We start from the raw sequence: 22,462 nt of genomic DNA on the forward strand, positions 1-22,462 counted from the left end.
ATTAGTGTATAATACGGACCTGTACATGAGCTCCACGTACGGCAACAATTTCTACATGTGTATTACTTGCAATCTCTATATCGGCACGCGCAGCCCATATTTCTCCTTGTATTCTTACTTGGCCAGCCTGATCCGGTTTAATTGTTTTTATTACCAACGCTTTTTTGCCTACCAGTGCATCAACATTACTATAATAATGACGCTCTATCTGCACCTGTGTATAAGAAGAAAGCAACGTGCGTAATAGTATGATACTTATGACGGTAATAACTAAAAATATAGTCATTTGTATGATAAGTGCAGCAGTCCAAAAACTTACCACAGCACTCACTAATGCACCACATGCGAATGAAATAAAGAAAAACAGCCCCGGATTGCCGAGCTCACCGAGTAAAAATAAAAACGCTATTGCTAACCAAAAAAAGAATTGTTGTGTCATTGTAACCCCCATGCCCAGATGTGACATCAAGTGTTATTATACTAATTAATTTAGGACAAAATGTAAATTATATCCGTCCCCAAAACTTGTTGACAATTCTGTTTGACATTCATTATGGTTTTGATTAGTAAGTAGGGCCACTAACCAGAGTAGCTCATGAACAAGGTAAACAAAAAGCATACACGCTCCATAGTATACATGGTAGTATGTACACTAATCCTATTACCTTCATGCGGACAAAAAACAACTAAAAGAAAATTAACCATAACACTCAGCAAGCCAGCAATAACTGCACCGCTCACGCAACAACGCCCTCCCATTACTATTTGGATTCATGGAACACGTTTTTTTCCGCGGCGCGCATTGCAAGAAGCATTTCATGGGAAAACAGGACTCAAGAAAGCCGCAGAATTTCCAGACAATCATTATTTGCGCGACATAGCACATACGTTATTTATTTATGAACCAGAACGTTTTCCCTTTGATAGCTTCTATTTCTACGGATGGTCCGGCAAATTAAATGCAGAAATCCGTGCACAAACAGCACGTGTACTCTATGCAGAAATTAAGAAACTTGTTACTGCATATAAACTAGAATATGGGTACGCCCCTCAAATTCAGTTAATAACTCATAGTCATGGGGGTAATGTGGCACTCAATCTTGCTACTGTAGAAGATGAGACACCATTTATCATTGACACGCTCGTCATGCTCGCATGCCCGGTACAAACAAAAACTATGGACCTAATTGGCAGTCCTATGTTTGAGCATGTATACGTATTATATTCAAGCTTGGATATTGTACAAATTATAGCACCACAATTACGCAAGAAACATTGCTCATCAAAGCATGCTATTAAGTTTCCCCCATTTTCTCATCGGCGATTTCCTAATCACCCACATGTAACACAGGCAAAAATAAAAATAAATGGGCGAGCAATTTTTCATAATGAATTCAATAAACCATATTTTTTACGCCTGTTGCCCAGCACGCTCAGAGAAATTACTATATGGCATAAAAATGCCAATGATCAACCTTTTGCTAAAAACTTATTATGCTTATACACCAAGTATCCAAAAAATATTCATTAATACATCACTGCCTTTACTATCGATTGAGCATCAATACCTGCCCAACTGAGTAGATCCTCCGGTTTTCCTGATCGTGGCAATTCAGATACAGCCAGAGAGGTAACTTCTATACTCGTATTACACATAGCCGCAGCAATTGCTTCACCAATACCACCTTGAATATAATGATCTTCTACCGTGATAATATAATTATTAGATGCTTGACCAAGTCGAAATACGGTTTCAGTATCAAGTGGCTTGATAGAATATAAATCAATGACACAGATGTTGATATTTTGTTGCTGCAAAATTTCATATGCTTTGAGTGCTTCAACTAAGGTAACACCTGCAGCAATTACACATGCTTGATCTTTTTGACTCACACGCACAATCTTACAACCACCTATTGGAAATTCTTCATCGTTGCGATAATGCACTGGCGTTGCCATGCGAGTAGTACGCATATAACTAATGCCATCATTATAGTTTGCCATTTGTTCAAGTAATTTATAGGTACTTACCGCATCGGATGGATATAATACAATGGAATCAGGCAACGCACGCATCATAGCAATGTCTTCCAAGCCCATTTGTGATGGTCCATCTTGCCCAATGGATATACCTGCATGCGAACCGATTAACTTGATAGTTGATTGTCCAATTGCCGCCATACGAATTTGATCATGTGCACGTGTCATAAATGCACCAAAAGTAGAAATAAATGGTAACTTACCACGTCGTGCAAAACCAATACCCATGCCAACCATGTTTTGTTCAGCAATAAAGCACTCAATAAAACGTTTAGGATGCACCGCCTCAAATAATTCTGCATAGGTAGAATTTTTCACATCTCCATCAAGACTAACAACATTTTGGTTTACCGTTCCCAAAACCGCCAAAGCTTGACCATATGCCTTGCGTGTAGGAATTTTTTCTTCGATTCTATATGAAGGAGTGGGCATTTTGGCAGCTTTTTTTTGCTCAAGTGGCTTCTCTTGTTTTGGCATGTGTGGTTGCCATGCAATATCATTAGTATAGGTAGCAGCTACTTGATAGTTATGTTCCAGCTCATGCAATGCACGTTGTAATTCATCTTGCAAAAATGGCTTGCCATGATAGCCATTCTCATCTTGTGCAAAATCAACACCACGACCTTTGATAGTTTTTGCAATAATAATACTCGGTTTGCCAGTAACTTCTTTTGCTTGAGTTAACACCTGTGCCATGTCAACTACATTATGTCCATCTGCCAAAAAAGTCTGCCACCCAAATGCTTCAAATTTATCTACATATTTTTGTACATGATACCCATACATTGTTGCCCCTGTTTGACCAAGCCGATTAATATCAGCTATCGCAATCAGATTGTCAACTTTATAATAAGCCGCTAGCTCTGCTGCTTCCCAGATTGCACCCTCTGCAAGCTCGCCGTCACCAAGTAATACATAGGTATAGTAATCACGTGCATCAAGTTTTGCATTAAGTGCTTCACCAAGTCCTATAGAAAGACCAATACCCAATGCACCAGTTGCCGCTTCAGTATACTTAAATCGAAGCGTTGGATGCCCTTCCAATGATGAGTTAATATCACGATATGTTTTCATCTGTGCATCAGTGATTTTACCCAGCTCATGCCACACAGCATAGAGCAAAGCTGATGCATGTCCTTTGGAAAGAATAAATCGATCATTATTTGGATTTTCAAAATTGTCCGGGTCGTATCGCATTATATCAAAAAACAATGTTGCTACTATGTCTGCAGCTGACAAGCACGTAGTAGGATGGCCTGAGCCTGCATAACTGGGTAACAAAATTGAATTTTTACGGAGATTATATGCTTTATGTTCTAAAAATTTTTGTTTTTCGTAATTCATTTTTTAAATTCCTTTTTTGAAAGTGGTGGTAATGTGACCAGTATATTAACCCTGTTGGGGTAGGACAAATTTTTTAGTTTTTAATTTTTTGTTTTTTAGTACTTTGAGTTTAGTTTTTATTTTTTGTAAGTTTGCCCTATGCGGGCAGCATCCAGCCTTCGCCAAGGCTATGGCGGACACGGCCAGATCTTTTGCTTGTACAAAAGATCTGGACTAAAATACACAAACAGCCTGTTTGATCCCTCTCTCGCGCATAGGCACGACACTCAGGCCTACGGCCGAGGTCTACCGATGCGCTACCGGATTATCCATTTTATATATTAGTTCATTCGCGCTCGTAGAAGCAATCCGCAGCCGCGCGTTAGCATACAGAGATCTTGAGTGAGCAATGTAAATATTTCAAATCAGAAGCATGATAAGCAAATATAGGCGAGAGTTTGCCGTATGAGCGCAAGGAAGGATTTAAAAAGGAAGTCCTCTTCCTTTTTTGCCCTTGTATCAAATATATTGGGCAAGCAATATATTTGCCCCGCGCGGGAAGCGCAAAATTTTCAATAACAAAAAAATAATTTTTAAGAATAACTAAATGCCCAGTTTACACAAAACTACTTTTGCTTACGTCTCCAGTTATCCTTGTTCGCAAAATTAATCATTCGTGCAATATTTTGTGCTCCACGAGACATTTTACAACGATGTGAAGCATATACTTGTGTCCAAAATTGACGCGCACGTACTTTGCTAAAAAACTTTTTCATAATTTCCCCTTCATGTAATCCCACATTGCAATAAGAATAGTAAAAATAAATTATGCAACGCAATGGTATAACTTTGCACATATTTTTTTTGGTGATACCATAAGCTCAATTTAAAATTCAGAGGAGCATTCATGAAAAAGTTTTTGTTGTTACTAGTATGCGGCGTAAGTTTTGTACATAGCATGGAGAAGAAATCACAAAAAAAACTTACTCAAGAATACATAGATATGAAAGAAAGATATTATAATGAAAAATTATTAGTGCAAAAAGCCCAACTATGCCTAAACATATTGGACAGCAATAAATTTAGTATAAATGATACACCTAAGGCAAAGGCAAGAGGTTTTTTAGAGGCATATACATCAATAAATTATTTAAACACTCGATCATATAAAAAAATAGATTAAGGATCGCCATGAAAAAATTACTTATCATTTCATCACTTGTTATCATATCGCAAGCAAACGGTATGTCATCAGACCGTCTATATGAAATTGAACAAGCTAAATTGGAACTACAACGAGCACAATTATGTGTTGAAATTCTAAAACATAAATATGATACTGCAAATTTTGATAGTGTTGCTGGTGGGAGTCCATATATTTCCTCAGAAGCTCGAACATATTTAGATTTGTTCCTCAAAAAACATCACAAAAAATTGGCACAGAATTCTCCATCTGAATCTGCTCCGGTAAGCCGTCAAAAGCCTTACTAATTCGCAAAAAATATAGGTTCATGTATGCTATATACATGAACCTATTATTGTATATTCCAAAAATTCAACTTTATTTACTACGCTTTTTACAATTACAACTGTTTCTTACCCTTATATCATTACCATTTTTGATTGCCTGGGGATTGCCGCTATCTTTGCTATCGCCCGTGGGAAACTTAATCTTTAGTCCTTTTTTGAGTTTGTTTTTATTACTTTCTTCTTTGTTATTTTTTACCGAATTATTACATATCCCCAACACATGGTTCGCCTGGGCATTGGATATATTGACAAGCGTATGGCTCTGGCTACTCGATTGGTATAGCCAAAGCTGCTTAATTGGATTTGCAAAGCCATCTATGTGGCTACTGTTCATAATACCATGCACAGCAATTTATGTAGTACTACACAGTAAAATAGAAACTGCAAAATATCTGAGTATTGTATTCACCTTGTTATTAGCAGGTTTTTATATTGTTCTACAAATGCATGCACAATACAAGCCAATACTACACCAGATACCATGCAATGGTGGCACCATAACTATTGCACATGACAACAAACAAACCATTATTATTGATCCTGGCGTAATTGGCAAAAGTGCATCTGCCTGTTCATGGGTACAATACACGTTAATGCCATACATTATTCAGCTAACAGGATCGCTACATATTGATCATGTAGTTATGTTGCAACCGAGCATGCGTACCTTTGAGGCTATAACAACGTTATGTAAAAATATGAAAATCCAGTATGTATACTTGCCATGGTGGCATGGAACACTCAGTAAATCAGCGTGGCAAACATTTTTCCAAATGCGTGAAGCAGTGCATAAGCAACATGGCACCATCAAACACCTTGGTGCACACGCAACACATATTGTGCTGTCTGCAGACAGCATGGTGCATATAGAGCCAACTACATATACTGGCACCTATCAAGAAGCTACCTTCCCTATATTTCACGTATACGGCACCATTGACAAAGAATCATTTGAATTCTATTCTGCAAAACATAAAATGAACTCCCAAAAAAGTGAGATACTATGAATAAAAAAGTTTTGCTCGTCATTGCACATGAAGGATTCCACCCGGTTGAATATGGTGATACCAAAAAAATCTTAGAACAAGCCGGCTACCAAGTGGTCACTGCAAGTAATAAAGATGGTTATGCAACCGATAAAGATGGCAATCAAGTCCAAGTAGATACGCTTTTGACACAAACTGACCCCAAATTCTATGAAGGCATCTATTTTATTGGTGGCCCCGGATGTCTAGAGCATCTAGATAATGCAACAAGCTATGAATTTCTCAAACTTACTGAATTAAACCTTATCCCGTATGGGGCTATTTGCGCTGCGGTTCGTATTCTTGCACATGCAGAAGTTTTGGATGGCAAGATGGCAACTGGCTGGAACGAAGATGGAAAACTACCTGATATTTTGGAAGATTATGGCGCACAGTATGTGCCCATGAACGTAGTCGTTGAAAGCCATGTAGTAACTGCTATCGGCCCCAAGCAAGCAAAAGACTTTGGGGAAAAAATAGTTGAAGTTTTGGATGCATATGAAAAGGGATTGTAATAATACGTTTATCTTGTTACTAAGCCCTATTTTGTTACAATAAACTATAGGTGTATTCTTGTTTAGCGGAGTATTTTTTATGATTAATGTTAAAAATCCATCTATAGTTCTTGCATTTCTATTTATCAGTTTTCCCCTAGTTGCCACCCTACATTGGGATTGGTCTCATATCAATATCAATGATATTGTACTGCCTCCCTTATGCGGTGTTTCTATGTCTGAATACCAAAATTCAGGAGCAATTAATTGCCCGGACAGTAACTGGGCTCATTGGGAGGCACAGGGTACCATAAATGGTTACCCGACCATTGATGGCAATCAAACATCCGGTATAGCATGCGACTTCTGGAACAATTATAAAAATGATATTCAACTAATCAAAGAGCTTGGCTGCAATGCACTGCGTTTATCCGTAGAATGGAGTATTATTGAACCTCAAAAGGGAAAATTCAACCAAGCGGCAATGGATCATTACAAAGATGTATGTAATGAACTTATCGCCAATGGTATTACTCCCATGATTACTTTGCATCACTTCACGCATCCACAGTGGTTTGAAGAAAGAGGCGGCTTTGAGCGAGAAGAAAATATTCGTTACTTTGTTCGTTTTTGTGAACGCATTTTTATGCACCTACAAGATCAAGTAAAGCTGTGGTGTACTATCAATGAGATTGGACCCTATGCCTTCCAAGGCTATATCCATGGAGCGTTTCCCCCAGGCAAACACAATATATACACCGCAGCAACTGTCATGAAACATATGCTCATTGCACATGTTGATGTATATAATACACTCAAAGCATTACCGGGTGGAAAAGATACACAAATAGGTATTGTTCACCAATATTTATCTTTCGAGTCACATTCGTACATAAGTGTATTGGAACATATACCATCTCTTTTTATGAATTATGTGTTTAATGACGCGATAGTACATTTTTTAAAAACAGGCGAATTATTCCCTCGTATACCGTTATTGCGCAGAACTATTGTTGATGCACCGGACGCATATGATTTTATCGGTTTAAACTTTTATTCACGCGTGGTACTCAAATCCAATATTTTTGATAAGTTAATTAACTGCGATTTTTCTACCAAAGATATTGTAGCTCCGGCATGCCTTGATGGCGAAATTATGACAGACATGGAATATCCAATATATCCCGAAGGGTTATACATAGCGCTCAAAGAAATGGCTCAACTTGGCAAACCAATTTATGTAACTGAAAACGGCGTACCGGATGGTAACGATGATCGCCGTCCTTTATATATCAAGCGCTATTTATATGCACTATCTCAAGCAATTAAAGAAGGCGTAGATGTACGTGGTTATTTTTATTGGTCATTGATGGATAACTTTGAATGGGATCGTGGATACAATAAAAAATTTGGTTTGTATGAAGCTGATTTTACCACACAAAAGCGCAGCTTACGTCCAGGCGCACAGTGTTACCAACGAGCAATACAAACAAGCTCGCGCGTCTAAAAGCCTTATTTTTGAAACCTTACCACATATCTACAATTTACATATAATACGAACCATATAAGAGAGCTCCGAAATTTCGGAGCTCTCTTGTATCTATAAAAATAAATTACTGTTTAATCAATATTACTCAGCTGAGCAATCACCGCAATCTTCGATTTCAGCATCATTACAATCTGCACATGCATCATGCACAGTAACTTGAGGCTCTTCTTTTTGGCCACCACAAGTAGCACATTTTATTTCTTCATCACACAAACATTCTTCCTTGCAACATTCTGAGCCTGATTTGTTGGCTTCATTATCTTTGCATGGGCAGCTATCACAACGAGTTTCTACTTTTCTACCATCACACTCGCCAGATAGATTGCATGATTTTGTGTAAGAACATGTTGCAGATAGAGCTCCTGCTACGGTTAATAATGCAACTGACAATAATACACGTTTCATATAAGCACTCCTTGTATAAGGGTTTTAGTTATTTCATTAAAATTGCACGCGCCGGTGCTGCTTCAAGTCCAATTATATATAATGGTAAACACACAAATTGGTAGACACCTGGCTCTACATGCCCAAGCCGTAATCCTTCAATAATAATTACATCTGCATGCATTAACGTTCGATGGGTTAGATGCCCCGGTTGGCTATGCTCTATCCCCAAATAATCAATGCCTACTGCTTTTACTTTTTTTTGTGCAAGGTACTCTGCGCCTGAAACTTCAAGATACACAAACTGTGGGCTGAACTTATCAGTTGCATGGTACATACTATTTGAAGTCTTGAATAACACAATATCATGTTCTTGAATATCATAATCTTGTATATCATCACGGGTGATTTTTTCTTGTACATGCATTAAGTCAAGCACTTTGCAGGGCCCTACAAGACGCTCAAGATGTACTTCATCAATAGTTTTTCCGTCTTTTAAAAAATGTGATGGCGCGTCAACATGCGTTCCCGTATGCGAACTTAAACAGATATTAGTTTCACGTGCGTTATCAACAACAAAATGTTTTACATCTTCAAAATTAACTACGTGTTTATCCTTGTATCCCGTTGTTGCCGTACTAATAGGCCAGCTAATATCAAGAATTTTCATGCTCTTCTCCAATAGTATGTATCGGATGACCACCAAATTGTTGACGTAGCAGCGCAACAAGTTTGGTTGCATAGTTACCGCCTGTCTGTTGTGACCATTCACGCACATGCAATGCTTCTTCAATCACGGGAACCGGAACCTTGGCTTTATGCGCTTCTTGCACCGTCCATTTACCCATACCTGTTGAATCAACCTTGCCACGTATGCTGTTCAAGTCTTGATCTTGCGTAAAAATATTATGCATAAGCTCCAAAATAAATGAACGAATAATGGAACTAGTATTCCATATACGAGTAATTTCTTCTAAATCTAATTGCTCTGATTTAAAACATCCATCCTTGATAAGTTGCATACCTTCAGCGTACGCCTGCATAAGACCGTATTCAATACCATTGTGAACCATTTTGACATAGTGACCGGTGCCAGATGAGCCAACACGGGCTACACCACCGGGTGCAGCAATAGCTGCTAATAACTCATATACCTTTGTGTACATTGTTTCATCACCACCAACCATCAAGCAAAAACCTTGTGTGCGACCATATACACCACCAGATGTACCACAATCTAAAAAAAATATTTTGTGTTGCGCAAGCTCATGAGCACGACGGATCGAATCTTCAAAATAACTATTACCACCATCAATAAAAATATCACCTGCTTTACTATATTTTTTTAATTCATGAATTACCGTATCTACTGCGGCAACAGGAACCATTAACCAAAATATACGTGCAGCGGCCGCTATATGTTCTAAACTATCTACTGCAGTACCACCCATAGCAACAAGTTCTGCACGTGCATGCATATTAAGATCAAAACCTATTACGTCATGCCCAGCATTAATAAGCCGGTATGCTATAGCATTGCCCATACGGCCTAGACCAATAATCCCAACCTTCATGATCGCCACCTCATACCATGTTTCTTACAAAATTGTTCCATTTCTAGTGGGCCAGTACTACCACATGCATAGGAATACACAGGGAAATTTTTATGATGTACCCTATCAATCACTTGCCATGCTGATTCAATTTCATCAAAACGTACTGATGTTGCTTGTTCACCAGTCAACACTTCTTCTAGCAAAACTTCATATGCATCAGGAGTTACTTCACCATATAAACAACTGTGACAAAATTCTAACGGAATGGTAATAAGTTCATCAGAGCGTCCTGGTTTTTTTGCATTTAGAGTTAAAACAAATGTAGCATCAGGCGCTACACGAATAGTAAGCCAGTTTGAATCAATAGGACAGTCTTTTGCTAGCATTAAGCACGCCACCTGTTTGAATTTGATATTAATAACCACTTCATAGGTATTCAAACATTTACCCGTTTTTAGATAAAAAGGTACACCTGTCCACCGAGCATTATCCACTGCAAGACAAAGTGCTGCAAATGTTTCCGTTTTTGAATCGGGTTGCACATACTCTTCATGCGTATAGTTTGCATATTGCCCAAGTATCCCATCAATTACACGAACATCTTTGAGAACTTGCGCACGCTTGTCACGCACAAAGTCTCCAATAAGTTTTTGTGGTGCTTCCATAGCAACTAGAGCAAGAAGTTCCAACATATGATTTTGTACTACATCGCATAATGCACCATATTTATCATAATACGCACCACGGTTTTCTATACCGCGATCTTCACTCAGAATAATTTGAACACTATCAATATATTGATTGTTCCACAATGGCTCAAACACGCAATTGGTAAATCGTAATAACGTAATATTGCTTACCAGCTCTTTAGTTAAATAATGATCTGCACGATAAATTTGTGTTTCGTCAAACCACTGTTGTATACACTCATTGATTTCATGCGCAGATTGTAAATTTCTGCCAAAAGGTTTTTCATACACTATGCGCTGCCAGGATGATGCATCACCTGACATACGTTTAATGGTACCAGATTCTCCCATGTACTGCGTAATATCACAAAAAAAATGCGATGCAGCAGCTAGATATGCTATACGGTTGCCACTCAGTTGGTGTTTTTGCTCTACCGTATTAATCAATTGTGCTAATGCAAAGTAATCATTCTTATTAGTAAAATTAAGCTTTTGATAATAAAAACATTCATGCAATTTTTGCCATACATTTTGATCAACATGTGGGATATATTTTTTTGCACGTTCCAAAATTACATCTGGTTGCATATCTTCAAATGCGGCACCAATTAGTGCAATAGTATCAATTCGTTTTTTTTGCAGCAAATGATAGATTGCAGGAATTAGTTTCCGCGTTGCCAAATCACCCGTTATACCAAATACAATAAGCGCAACATTATTCATGAGCTAAGATCTCTCGTGTTTCTTTCTTATATAGTTCGACATGTGGTTGATCGAATGGATTGACACCAAGTAGATAACATAAATATATCATTTCCAACATTTTAACTTGTAATAACTGTCCAATATAATACGCACTTTTTTCCGGTAACACAACTGACACAAATGGAATACTTTTTTTTGTATACGTTCGCTGAACACCTTGCATAATTGCCTCCATAACGTCAGGAAATGATTTACCTTGTAGCTTTGCGACTAATTGATCAAATATTTGCCACCGCGGTAAAACTATTTGTGATTTATTCTTAGCAACTGATATAAAAGTAGTACATCTATTGATCGGTCCACCCAAATATAATTGTGCAACAGAATGCAAGTCTATACTTCCTATAGATACGGTAGGCATCATACCAACAGGTTTTCCTTGTGCATTGGGTTTACCCAAGCTCTCTCCCATCAACTGGCGATACCATTTGCCTACACCTTCTAGATCCACTGAAAAAATAAATGTATCATGAATTACTTTGCCATGTTGATACTCATATGCCAACCACGCTGCAGATAGGGAACTAATATTATGCGATAGATCAGTATGTATCAATGTTGGTATCATACTTTGTGCTCCTGCATGCAGAGCATCAATATCTACACCAAGTAATGCGAGCGGGAACAAACTCACGGCAGACATAACTGCATAACGTCCTCCAACTTGAGCAGGAATTATAAGATGGGTAAAATTATGTTCTTGTGCAAATTCCCATAATTTTGAATGTTCATCGGTAGTTACTACAACATATTGGTGATAGGTATCTTTTTTGTATCGTTTGAGTAGGTATAAAAATAATTCAAAGTTTGCAACAGTCTCTGTGGTGCTTCCCGATTTACTAACTACATTAATAAGAACATTGCTTCCTTGTTCTAACTCCTGCTCGACAAGCAACACAATGTCATAGATGTAATCAGTATCAATTGAATCTGCAAAATAAACTTTTATATCCGGTTGTTGCTCATTATAAAATTTTCCACATAAAGCTTCGTGTACTGCTATAGTACCCAAGTTTGAGCCACCAATACCAATGACTACTAACACCGTAGGATTTAATTTCTTTTTTTCTGCAACCATTGTATGAATATAATCACGTAATTTTATATCACGAGATAAATTAATAAATGCGTAGGGAGTATCATATGCACATTCAAGCGCATCAACTATGCGATTTATTTCCGGTTGTAGCTGGGCACCAATCTGTTGTAATTGCTCAATATACACCAAACTTGATTGCTCATAAGAAAACAAGATATTTTTTTTCATTACGCATACTCCATGGCAATATGATAGTATGAACATACAACGCAATTGCCTTATGGTCAAAAGCAATACGAATCCGTGTATATATCTATCTAAACTTTTTACGCAATAATTTTGCACATGTGCTATGTCCATATGCACATGCCAAATCATATGGCCTATCGCCACTATGATTACGTGCTTGTGAATTTGCGTGCTCTGCAAGCAATGCTTGTACATTTGCATGCTTGCCTTCCATAGCAGCATAGTGGAGTGGCGTATTACCATCATCATCAGTTATATCAACATATGTATACTCGTGTCCTAATAATACATTCAACATATCAACTGTACCATAAGCTGCCATACGATGGATGATATGTGCACCATCTGTACCTATTCTATCATGACAGGCACCTGCTCGTAACAGCTCATCCATACATGCAGGTTGCTTATGCGCCATTGCCATATCAAGCGGTGTATTATTTTCACCATCAACACATTCTGTGCTTGCACCACGCGCGAGTAATAATTTTAAACAATTGAGCTTACCTTGTGTTGCTGCCACGTGAAGCGGCGTACACCCATCTTCATTACACGCATTTATGTCCGCACCTGCGTTGAGTAATGCAAGTAAGCAACTGGTAGAGCCTACATGAACGGCAACATGTAATCCTGTATATCCATCATCAAAATCACGCGTATCTTTATCCGCTTTTGCACTCAGCAGACCAGCCGCCCACACAGCGCTATGCCCACCAATTGCATTAAATAATAATGTATTCAGTGGACTTAATGGATTTTGTTGTTTGTCGTGTGAGTCATCCTCACTAAATTCATATGCAGATAAATCTTCTTCAGATACATCTTCAGACTCCATTACCCTCTGAACAAGCTGCACCTGGTCAGCATCTTGTGCAGGCTTACTAAAGCGTAATATTCGTCCAATACTAACTGAATCAAGAACATTATATAAATCTCTATTCACACAACGTAATTGAGCAAGTGAACGTACTTGATTGAGTAAAGTTATCTCTTGAGCAATACAACATTCAATAATTGTTAGCTGAATCTCAGGAGGTAGTGGTAAAAACGGTGGTAGATTTGGTTTCTCCATAGCACATAATACAATATTAAGCATAAGGCATAGAACAAACATCACACGCATGATCACTCCTTAAAAATATAAAAACTAGGGTGAAATATTATACAGACTACATCGATTACACATTATATACAATTGACAAAAAAGCCTATTAAGTCACACTAAAATGCAAAGGAGAGGCTTACCATATGGAGGTTCTATGATCCGTCGTTTATATTTTGCATATATTAATATGTATCTTATTGCACTTTTTTTGCTATTACCGGGTTGCGCCAAGGTAAAATCTTATAAAAAAAAGCCTTTACGTCCACTCTGTTCATATGTTACCTACCAAGCAAAGCAAGATGACATACACATATATGCCAAAAAATATGACCAACAAGATTGCATTCAACTTTTTGGAAGCAGAGGGTCACGTTTAATACATCATAAACATGATACGTGCATATATCCTATTCAACTGTCTATCAAAAACAATAGCCAAACAACATGGATACTCAATAAAAATAGCATAGATCTAAAGCTCACTCCGTATCACCACGTTGCACACCGTATTCAAAATCATACATTCTTACGCATGGTTAGCATTGTTGCTGTTGGTACAGCATTCACTACATTAACTGCTATTGGTGGCACTACACTGCTTGTCATCGGTATGTTCACATGGTCAATTCCCGCCGCTATTGCCGGCGGAGCACTCTGTGCTTCTGTACCTTTTATGATTTTAGTCAATACGCCCATGAGTACTACTGTACAAGGCATACAATCACTGCGTACTAATACACGTATTAAACAAGATATAAAACAAAAATCATTAACGCGTACCGTAATACTAGAGCCTGGACAAACAACTGATACTATTTTGTTTGTAAAAGGTAGTAATTACAAACCAGTTTTTGATCTAACATTATTTGATCAAGATGATGCAGAACACACACAAAAAATGCCCATTACCTTGGCATCTGATCAGCCAATGCTTGATGACCAAGTAACGTCAATTGTACCCACCCTTGATTGACAGTAACCAGCAAGTTGTTACATGCTTCCTGCGCAATGGCCTGTGTAAACATAGGTTGCCAACCAAGTTGTACTGCAATGTCATCAATATGATTACCTGTTTGTGGTGACTGCGCAAGATAGGTACATAGTAATTTGCGTGCAAGTATGTGTTTATAGTATCTCAAACGTATTATACGAGCTACTAACCCATGATATGGCGCACATAAAAGCGCTCCTAAAAATAATATGCCACCCATGCTTGCAATAGACCCGGCAATAGATACATCAAATACACGGGCACCGGCATATCCAAACAATGCAGAAACTATACCAAAAAAGATACTCAATAAAATCATAGGCTGTAAGCGATGCGTACACAAATAAGCAGTTGCAGGTGGCGTAATCATAAGCGCAACAACTACAATAGAACCAACAATATCAAATGCTGCTACCGCAGTAATGCTGGTAATAGTCATGAGAGCATAATATAACAATGCCGGCTTGAACTGAAATAAATTACACATTGACTCGTCAAAACTGAGTAGCTGTAATTCTTTATAAAATAATAAAACAAATAATGCATTGATACTTGCAATACCAGCAAGAATCCAAAGAGCATATGGCCCTACATAAACACCAAATAACATAAGCCTATTAAACGGTGCAAAGGCTAATTCACCCAATAACACTATATCAGTATCTAGATGCACATTACGTGCAAATAGACTAATAATAATCACGCCTACTGAAAAAAAGAAGGGAAATACTAGTCCTATAGCAGCATCTTTTTTAAGTCGTCGTGTTTGAATTAAACGTTCTGTACATATGACTGTTAATAACCCTGCACACGATGCACCAACAATTAATAGGGGAGACTCAAGCCGTTGCACTACCAAAAACATGATTGCTATACCTGGCAAAATTGCATGGCTAATCGCGTCACTCATGAGTGCTACCCCTCGTAATACCAAAAATATTCCGGGCAACACACATGCTATGGCAACTAAACAAGCAATGATCAAAATATTAAGCTGAAACAACATGATTATTTTTCATTATCGGTATATAAAGGTAAGTACATAGTATTGGTTGGTCGTAGCAAATCATACAATATCTGATTATCAAGATTTTTGGCAATATCCGCAGGAGTGCGAGGTGTGTGATCATAATTCAATATAGTAACATCAGCTCCATATTTTTTGAGGAGCAATGCTATACGAGCTGTCTTTCCAGTAATCACTGGATTAAAATATGCCAATGTATGCAAGGGAGTATAGCCATAACTATCCTGTTTATTCACCTGAGCTCCACAAGCAATAAGTTTTTTTAATACAGGAACATTACCAATCCGCGCTGCATTGTGTAATGGACCAGACCCTGTTATGCATACATCATGTACAAGTTGTGGATAATGATCTAATAATGCATTTGTGAGGTTATTGTATTGTGGACGTCCTACTAACAATTGTAGCAACCGAATGTTATCATGTTGTGTTGGTATACTTGGATCTGCACCACACTGGACTAAAAATACTGCACGTTCAAAATTAATATCTGCTACTGGTTTTGCTAGTTCTTCAATAAGCTGCTGAGTACATGTACGCTTTCTAATATCATCATTACCTTGATACCAAGGAGTTTGTAAAGGTTTTATATTTGGTACATAATTACGCGACATTCTAAAATGTCTTGTATTCAAACCAAATATTTTGTTTGATTTCATAATTCTATGCATACTATACGTTACACATGAATACACTAACAATGCCACTATGGCATATCGTATTTTTTTCATAAAATTCCTTACGCTATACCATTATTACGCGTTTGAATGCACATGCAAGAGAAACAAAAACATATACACTTAATAACACAACTATAGTTGGACCAGTCGGCAACTGACGTACATGACTACTGATCAATGCACCAAGTACACTCGCGCTTACCGCAAAAAATATGGCAAATGCTGCCATAGGTAGTATGCGTACCGTCCATTGCCGTGCAGCTGCTGCCGGTGCAATTAACAAAGAACTCATAAGAATAACCCCCACTGTTTGTAAACCAATCATAATAGTCAGCACAATTAAACCTGTCAGTAATGCATCTAGCCATACTACGCGATAGCCCATCGCATGCGCATATGACTGATCAAACGTTACCATAACGAACTCTTTCCAAAATAAAATAACTGCTGCGATTACTAACACACTGATTATACACATTGCATATACATCACTTTTCAACAAAGTAGAAACATTACCAAATAAAAATTTGTTTAAAATTGATTGGCTCGCAATAGGAACCTTTTGTATTACCGTAATAAGCACAAGCCCTATACCAAAAAAAACCGATAATATTATTCCTAATGCTGCATCTTTTTTGAGCGGTGTTTTGTGAATAATAATATGAAGTAACAATGCAGCAACACCACCAGCTAATGCACCCCCCATCATTAAGATGAAAGGATTTTTACTGTATGTTATCAAAAATGCAAGTGCCATACCTGGTAACGATGCATGGGCAATTGCATCACCAAGCAAACTCTGTTGGCGCAATACAACAAAAACACCAAGTAAGCCTGCGGTAATACCCAGCAATGTAACACCTATCAATGTTAATGCGATAGTGTAATTAATAATCATTATATAACTTTCTGATTTTCTTTTGGGTACCGTATACATAAGTTGGATGCACCATATGCAGATTCGATATGTTCTTTGCGTAATGCCACATCAATTGGACCACATACAATAGAACGTTTATTAATTAACCACATCCAATCAAAATATTCTTGTAACGTTTGTAAATCATGATGCACAACTATTACCGTTTTGCCTTGCAAGCGCAACTGCTTGAGCATAGTAATGATAGTATGCTCAGTTGCCATGTCTACCCCAACAAATGGTTCATCTAATAAATATACATCTGCATTTTGCACCAGTGCGCGTGCTAAAAATACACGCTGCTGCTGTCCCCCTGATAATTGATTAATGTGGCGATTGGCAAATTGAGTTAAACCAACTTGCGCAAGGGCAAAATGGACTTCATCATAATCAATTTTTGATGGTCTTCGTAACCAACCAATATGCGCATACCTACCCATCAAAACTACATCAAATACGGTAGCAGGAAAATCCCAATCGACCGTACTGCGTTGTGGCACATATGCTATTTTTTTGTAATATTTTTTGTAATCACTACCAAAGAACGAAACGGTACCTGCAATTGGTTGTATAAGTCCAAGCATGGTTTGCAATAATGTTGATTTACCTGCACCATTAGGCCCTACAATTGCAAGCATAACTCCTGCCGGTATAGCACCGTTAATATGCCACAAAACTGGCTCTTGATTATATGCTACAGTTAAATTTTTTACTTCTAAAACATATGATTTGTTCATACTCTCCCTTGTAATGCATTAACAATGGTATCAATGTTATGCCGAACCATGCCAATGTAGGTACCAGATTGAGTGTTAGGGCTATCGAGCGCATCAGAAAATAATTCATCTGCTAGCGTAACATGCCATCCATGGGCAGCAACAGCATCCTGCACTGCTTGCAAGCTACGATAAGGAACAGAGGATTCAACAAAAATAGCTGGAATTTTTTGGTTAATAATAATTTCTACCAAATCTTGTATATCTTTGGTACTAATTTCTGCATCAGTACTAATGCCCTGTAATCCAATTACATCAAAATCATATGCTCGGCCAAAATAACTAAATGCATCATGAGCAGTGATTAGAATTCTTTTTTCTTTTGGCAGCTCTTGTGCACGAGCTTGTACATAGGAATGAAGCATGGATAGCTCATGCAAAAATGATTCGGCTCTCTGGTAATAATTTTTTTGATGTACTTCATCATGATCATGCGCAACAAGCGTATCCCGTATTAAAGTAACTACACGCATCCACAATGCAACATCAAACCAAATATGTGGATCATGCAAAGCATGCATATCTTGCGACGCTATATATTGATCAATCTCAAGAGCATCTGCTATAGCAATAGTAGTAGTATATGCATGCATAGCAGCAAACATCGTGCCCATCTTACCTTCCAAATGCAAGCCATTATAAAAAATAATATCAGCAGATGCTAAATGATGTGCATCTCCTTCAGTCGCACGATATAAATGCGGATCAACCCCAGGCCCCATTAACCCATATACGTCAATCAAATCACCGCCTATTTTTTTAACTGCATCAGTAATCATACTCGTAGTACATACCACAAAAAGTTTTTTGTGCTCATCTTGGTGTTGCTGCTTGAAGAATATGATTCCCACTGCAAGTACAACACTTATACTAAAAAATAATGTAGCATATGGTATACGCACGATAACCTTTGTGATAAAAAAAGTCTTAATTTTACGGTAAAATTAAGTGTAGCGTGCCAACCAAAAAGTTACAAGTTACTTATTTAGTAATGGATCGCACATACCTTCCAAAATCATATATGCAGCTACCCCATACAAACTTACGTTATAATCAGTAATAACATACAGTGGCACTTCTTTGAGCAGTTCCTGCTGCTTACCACAATTTACAAATTCATGCAGAAAAATTTCTTGCTGAAACAGTGGCAGATTTTTTGCCGCAATCCCACCAGCAATATACACACCACCAAGAGCGAGTGCATTGAGAGCTAAATCCTTTGCACAACGTGCATATAGTTTTGCATATAAATCAAAGGTGTTCTTAGCATATTCATCTTGGTTTCGTGCGTTAAAAATTTCATCCGGATGCGGCGACTGATGATCATGTGCATTACCATGTGCTCGCGCAAGAAAGAAACTATAGATACGCTTAATGCCATTGCCAGAAAGTACATCTTCCCATGATATATTACATACACGCTGTTCTTTTTTATGAATGTATTGTATTAAATCAAGCTCAAGTTGATCTTGCGCAGGAAAATCGGCATGACCACCTTCTGATGCAGAAGGTTCATACCAACCAAGTTCATAATTAAACATCATAATACACTTGCCAAGTCCGGTTCCAGCACCTAAAACTGCTTTATTTGCATAGGCACGCACATGACCTTCATTCACCTTGACCAATTTTTTTGGATCTAACTGATCCACCCCATAGCCAATCACTACAAAATCATTGACTACAAAAGCACATGACAAATGAGTATGCTCTAAAATTTCTTTACTACTAATCGCAAAATCCAAATTAGTTGGTTTAGCATAATCGCGCGCTACTGATGCAACACCAGCAACTGCAAATGCAGAAAATCTGATGGTAATTGCATATTTGTCTTGCACATATTTGATTAATTCCTGCACAATGGAGATAAAATTAGTTATATTTTGGCTTTTGATATGCAAAGAAAACAGTAGATTAATCTTGCCATCTACCAATTGCACAAGACCAAAATTACTATTCGTTCCGCCAATATCTGCTGCCAAAATGCATTCAATATTACGTGGTACATAATCGACATATACAACCTCACGAAACTGCATTATACTCTCCTGCACGTTTATTCTTTTGTTTTTTGCTGATAACGTTGACGTAACCAAACCCTTTGTTAGTCTAAACTATACATATCGTTATTTTTAATCAAAAGGAGTTCTTTTATGAAAACACACCAGTCACTCGCACTGATATTGCTGTGCAGTATTTCATTAACTGCTTGTCAGCAAGCACAAGAAACAACTGCTTCTCAAGCGGCTACCTCAACAACCAAGGGAAGCCGTACTGTTCACGTAACCTCTGCATCTGAATTTGATTCTATTATTGCAACCGGCAATGTCCTCGTAGATTTTTATGCAGAATGGTGTGGACCTTGCAAACGACTTGGCCCCATCATTGATGAACTTGCACGCGAAATAGATACGGTTACATTTGTTAAAGTTAACATGGATAAAGCACAAGCTATAGCACATCGCTATGGTGTACGAAGCATCCCTACCTTGATATTCTTCAAAGATGGCAAAAATGTAAAACAAACAACTGGTTTTAAAAGTAAAAGCGAAATACTTGGCTTGATTAACAACACGTTTTAGTTCTTTTCCTAAAAAAAGGCATGTTAGATACATGCCTTTTTTTACTTGTTTTTATTTTTTATATTACGCACCATTACCAATATTCCAGCCAAGTGCCTGGCCAACGTTACCCGCAAGTAACACGACTGCCGCAACAGCCATACGGATAAACCATGTTTTATTCGTCTCACCCTTTTTTTCCAAATGCTCAGTAACTAGTTGTTCCATAAGTCCACTGAGCTGATCAGGATTTATAGCACGCTTATTTTCAATATTCATAAGTGCACTTACAATTGATGGCACTACATCACGTTGACTTGACGATTTTTCACTATCAGATGTTGCTTCTTGATACACACCCATAATCTCTTGTACCACCTCAGGGTCAAGACGCTCAAACCACCTATTCAAAAAATCTTTACGTTGTACAAATTTTTGTTGTTTTTCACTTCTTTTGCGTGGAGCAGATTTTGAGCGCGCTAAAACACATTGATAGGCAAGCTCTTTGAACGATTGTTCATCAATTGGCTTATCTGGATCACCAAGACGTCCTTGATAAATTTCATCTATACCGGCACGTAAATTTTTAGCATGTTGCGCAAGATCACTAATACTTAACCCATCAACACCAGACATTCGTTTTAATCTATCTTTGATAAGTTTTTTACGCTCTTCATCTGCCTGTTTTTCCGCAGCCTCTGCTCGTAACTGTTTTATCTGAGCACGTAATCGTGCATTTTCGGTGGTATCTGCAAGACGTAATGCATCATAAAAATGTGGCTCTATGCTGTCAGCTAAGGCATCACGTTGTTCAGTTCTCCGTTTTTCCTCTCTTTTTTTCTCTTCACGTTTTAATAATTCTTGTAAAATCATACGTTCAGTAGTCAAAGACCGTTCCTGGCTGGTTACTGCATCTGTTTCAACAGTTACACCGGTAAGCGCAAGACTTGGCACCCGTTCATGGGAAGCATCTTCTTGCAATACACGCTCCATAGGGTACACATTGAGAGTGGTTGACATAACAAGCAATAATACATAAAAATTAAACATGGTACTCTCCAAAAAATTATACTATTTATTCGGATCATCACATATTTTTTATCAAGAAGCAATAATCAGCAACCGTATCACCATACCTATATTTGCAAGCAAACTAAACACAAGTAATCCGCCACCTATATATGCTATTTTATTTGAAATACATGATCCAAGATTTACATCATCATATTTTTGCTTAACACGACTCATGAGTAACTCTAGTTGTAACTGCTCAATCCGTTTATATAATAATTGTGCATATAAAACAAGTCCAAACTCACGTATTTTGGAAGTTAATGACAGATGCTGGTTTAGCACCCCTAGTTTTTTCTTAATTTTAAATTCAGTACGGATGGACGATAACATTTTTTTATAGTCATCTTGATTACTTTGTTTGAAAAATTCAATCTTGTTAGTCATATCGACAAGCGATTGTTCTCGCTCGTGTGGCAATTCATCTTCTGTAACAATACCACGCAAAATACAAGACAAGATGTGTGTTGCTACAAAAATAGACTCCAATGCTGGGTCAAAAACTCTGGACGAATCTATAGGACTTATAGGAACCAATACCTCACAACTGGAATTATGATCCATACTAAAAGAGAAAAAAGGTAAAAAAGAAAAAAACAGTAGATAAAAATATGCGTGCTTCATGATTCCTCCGGTACATTATGCCACACACATTCTCTATCTGATCAATCAAGAAAAAGCAAGCCCTA

At 37.7% G+C, this 22,462-nt stretch carries 24 protein-coding genes and 1 pseudogene; 8 read left to right on the top strand and 17 right to left on the bottom strand.

The window, feature by feature from the left end; translation table 11 throughout:
• Position 1 precedes the first annotated feature (1 nt).
• Positions 2–439, bottom strand: a complete 438-nt coding sequence (locus PK943_03050) for an NfeD family protein (protein HRN78191.1) — start codon at positions 437–439, stop codon at positions 2–4.
• A gap of 156 nt (positions 440–595) precedes the next feature.
• Between PK943_03050 and PK943_03055 the strand changes: the two genes are divergently transcribed.
• Positions 596–1,531, top strand: coding sequence for a hypothetical protein (locus PK943_03055; protein HRN78192.1), 936 nt, complete (start codon positions 596–598; stop codon positions 1,529–1,531).
• Here the strand turns inward: PK943_03055 and PK943_03060 are convergent.
• Entirely contained in the window at positions 1,528–3,384 is a 1,857-nt protein-coding gene (locus tag PK943_03060) for a transketolase (protein HRN78193.1), read from the bottom strand. The two genes, PK943_03055 and PK943_03060, sit on opposite strands and share 4 nt — an antisense overlap.
• A 605-nt stretch (positions 3,385–3,989) precedes the next feature.
• A complete protein-coding gene (locus tag PK943_03065) occupies positions 3,990–4,139 on the bottom strand; it encodes a hypothetical protein (protein HRN78194.1) in 150 nt (49 codons plus the stop codon).
• Positions 4,140–4,270: 131 nt separating this feature from the next.
• Here PK943_03065 and PK943_03070 point away from each other — a divergent pair, with 131 nt between their 5' ends.
• From PK943_03070 to PK943_03090, 5 genes are all read left to right on the top strand, one after another.
• A complete protein-coding gene (locus PK943_03070) occupies positions 4,271–4,546 on the top strand; it encodes a hypothetical protein (protein HRN78195.1) in 276 nt (91 codons plus the stop codon).
• 8 nt (positions 4,547–4,554) lie between these two features.
• On the top strand, positions 4,555–4,854 hold the full coding sequence (locus PK943_03075) for a hypothetical protein (GenBank protein ID HRN78196.1): 300 nt from the start codon (positions 4,555–4,557) through the stop codon (positions 4,852–4,854).
• A gap of 35 nt (positions 4,855–4,889) precedes the next feature.
• Entirely contained in the window at positions 4,890–5,900 is a 1,011-nt protein-coding gene (locus PK943_03080; protein ID HRN78197.1) for a ComEC/Rec2 family competence protein, read from the top strand.
• On the top strand, positions 5,897–6,433 hold the full coding sequence (locus tag PK943_03085; GenBank protein ID HRN78198.1) for a DJ-1/PfpI family protein: 537 nt from the start codon (positions 5,897–5,899) through the stop codon (positions 6,431–6,433). Before PK943_03080 ends, PK943_03085 begins: the two co-directional genes overlap by 4 nt.
• Before the next feature lie 79 nt (positions 6,434–6,512).
• Entirely contained in the window at positions 6,513–7,919 is a 1,407-nt protein-coding gene (locus tag PK943_03090) for a family 1 glycosylhydrolase (GenBank protein HRN78199.1), read from the top strand.
• A 123-nt stretch (positions 7,920–8,042) separates the two neighbouring features.
• Here PK943_03090 and PK943_03095 read toward each other — a convergent pair whose 3' ends face one another.
• From PK943_03095 to PK943_03120, 6 genes are all read right to left on the bottom strand, one after another.
• A complete protein-coding gene (locus PK943_03095; GenBank protein ID HRN78200.1) occupies positions 8,043–8,366 on the bottom strand; it encodes a hypothetical protein in 324 nt (107 codons plus the stop codon).
• Positions 8,367–8,394: 28 nt separating this feature from the next.
• On the bottom strand, positions 8,395–9,015 hold the full coding sequence (locus tag PK943_03100; protein ID HRN78201.1) for a cyclase family protein: 621 nt from the start codon (positions 9,013–9,015) through the stop codon (positions 8,395–8,397).
• Positions 9,002–9,919 carry a decarboxylating 6-phosphogluconate dehydrogenase gene (gene gnd, locus PK943_03105; protein ID HRN78202.1) on the bottom strand — a complete coding sequence of 306 codons (918 nt, stop codon included), beginning with the start codon at positions 9,917–9,919 and terminating at the stop codon, positions 9,002–9,004. The genes PK943_03100 and gnd overlap by 14 nt, the downstream gene beginning before the upstream one ends.
• On the bottom strand, positions 9,916–11,313 hold the full coding sequence (gene zwf, locus PK943_03110; protein ID HRN78203.1) for a glucose-6-phosphate dehydrogenase: 1,398 nt from the start codon (positions 11,311–11,313) through the stop codon (positions 9,916–9,918). The genes gnd and zwf overlap by 4 nt, the downstream gene beginning before the upstream one ends.
• Complete coding sequence (locus tag PK943_03115; GenBank protein ID HRN78204.1) at positions 11,306–12,622, bottom strand: hypothetical protein; 1,317 nt, start codon at positions 12,620–12,622, stop codon at positions 11,306–11,308. The genes zwf and PK943_03115 overlap by 8 nt, the downstream gene beginning before the upstream one ends.
• A gap of 85 nt (positions 12,623–12,707) precedes the next feature.
• Positions 12,708–13,766, bottom strand: coding sequence for an ankyrin repeat domain-containing protein (locus PK943_03120; protein HRN78205.1), 1,059 nt, complete (start codon positions 13,764–13,766; stop codon positions 12,708–12,710).
• 136 nt (positions 13,767–13,902) lie between these two features.
• Between PK943_03120 and PK943_03125 the strand changes: the two genes are divergently transcribed.
• Positions 13,903–14,721, top strand: a complete 819-nt coding sequence (locus PK943_03125; GenBank protein HRN78206.1) for a hypothetical protein — start codon at positions 13,903–13,905, stop codon at positions 14,719–14,721.
• Here the strand turns inward: PK943_03125 and PK943_03130 are convergent.
• The 6 genes from PK943_03130 to PK943_03155 all read right to left on the bottom strand — a co-directional run bounded on the left by PK943_03130 (position 14,654) and on the right by PK943_03155 (position 20,180).
• Complete coding sequence (locus PK943_03130) at positions 14,654–15,745, bottom strand: metal ABC transporter permease (protein ID HRN78207.1); 1,092 nt, start codon at positions 15,743–15,745, stop codon at positions 14,654–14,656. The genes PK943_03125 and PK943_03130 overlap by 68 nt on opposite strands.
• A 2-nt stretch (positions 15,746–15,747) precedes the next feature.
• Positions 15,748–16,497: an ankyrin repeat domain-containing protein gene (locus PK943_03135; GenBank protein HRN78208.1), complete on the bottom strand. Its 750-nt coding sequence runs from the start codon at positions 16,495–16,497 to the stop codon at positions 15,748–15,750.
• A gap of 13 nt (positions 16,498–16,510) precedes the next feature.
• Positions 16,511–17,344, bottom strand: coding sequence for a metal ABC transporter permease (locus PK943_03140; protein HRN78209.1), 834 nt, complete (start codon positions 17,342–17,344; stop codon positions 16,511–16,513).
• On the bottom strand, positions 17,344–18,102 hold the full coding sequence (locus PK943_03145) for an ABC transporter ATP-binding protein (protein HRN78210.1): 759 nt from the start codon (positions 18,100–18,102) through the stop codon (positions 17,344–17,346). Before PK943_03145 ends, PK943_03140 begins: the two co-directional genes overlap by 1 nt.
• A complete protein-coding gene (locus PK943_03150) occupies positions 18,099–19,043 on the bottom strand; it encodes a zinc ABC transporter substrate-binding protein (GenBank protein HRN78211.1) in 945 nt (314 codons plus the stop codon). Before PK943_03150 ends, PK943_03145 begins: the two co-directional genes overlap by 4 nt.
• Before the next feature lie 75 nt (positions 19,044–19,118).
• Positions 19,119–20,180 carry a glucokinase gene (locus PK943_03155; protein HRN78212.1) on the bottom strand — a complete coding sequence of 354 codons (1,062 nt, stop codon included), beginning with the start codon at positions 20,178–20,180 and terminating at the stop codon, positions 19,119–19,121.
• A gap of 237 nt (positions 20,181–20,417) precedes the next feature.
• Between PK943_03155 and trxA the strand changes: the two are divergent.
• Positions 20,418–20,723, top strand: a pseudogene (trxA, locus tag PK943_03160) (thioredoxin).
• Positions 20,724–20,786: 63 nt separating this feature from the next.
• On the opposite strand, the gene PK943_03165 reads toward trxA, so the two are convergent.
• Positions 20,787–21,752 carry a hypothetical protein gene (locus PK943_03165; GenBank protein HRN78213.1) on the bottom strand — a complete coding sequence of 322 codons (966 nt, stop codon included), beginning with the start codon at positions 21,750–21,752 and terminating at the stop codon, positions 20,787–20,789.
• Positions 21,753–21,803: 51 nt separating this feature from the next.
• A complete protein-coding gene (locus PK943_03170) occupies positions 21,804–22,397 on the bottom strand; it encodes a hypothetical protein (GenBank protein ID HRN78214.1) in 594 nt (197 codons plus the stop codon).
• Between the last annotated feature and the right edge of the window lie 65 nt (positions 22,398–22,462).

The organism is Candidatus Dependentiae bacterium (genome assembly GCA_035445995.1).
In the GTDB taxonomy this organism is placed as follows: Bacteria; Babelota; Babeliae; order Babelales; family Vermiphilaceae; genus DAOMRS01.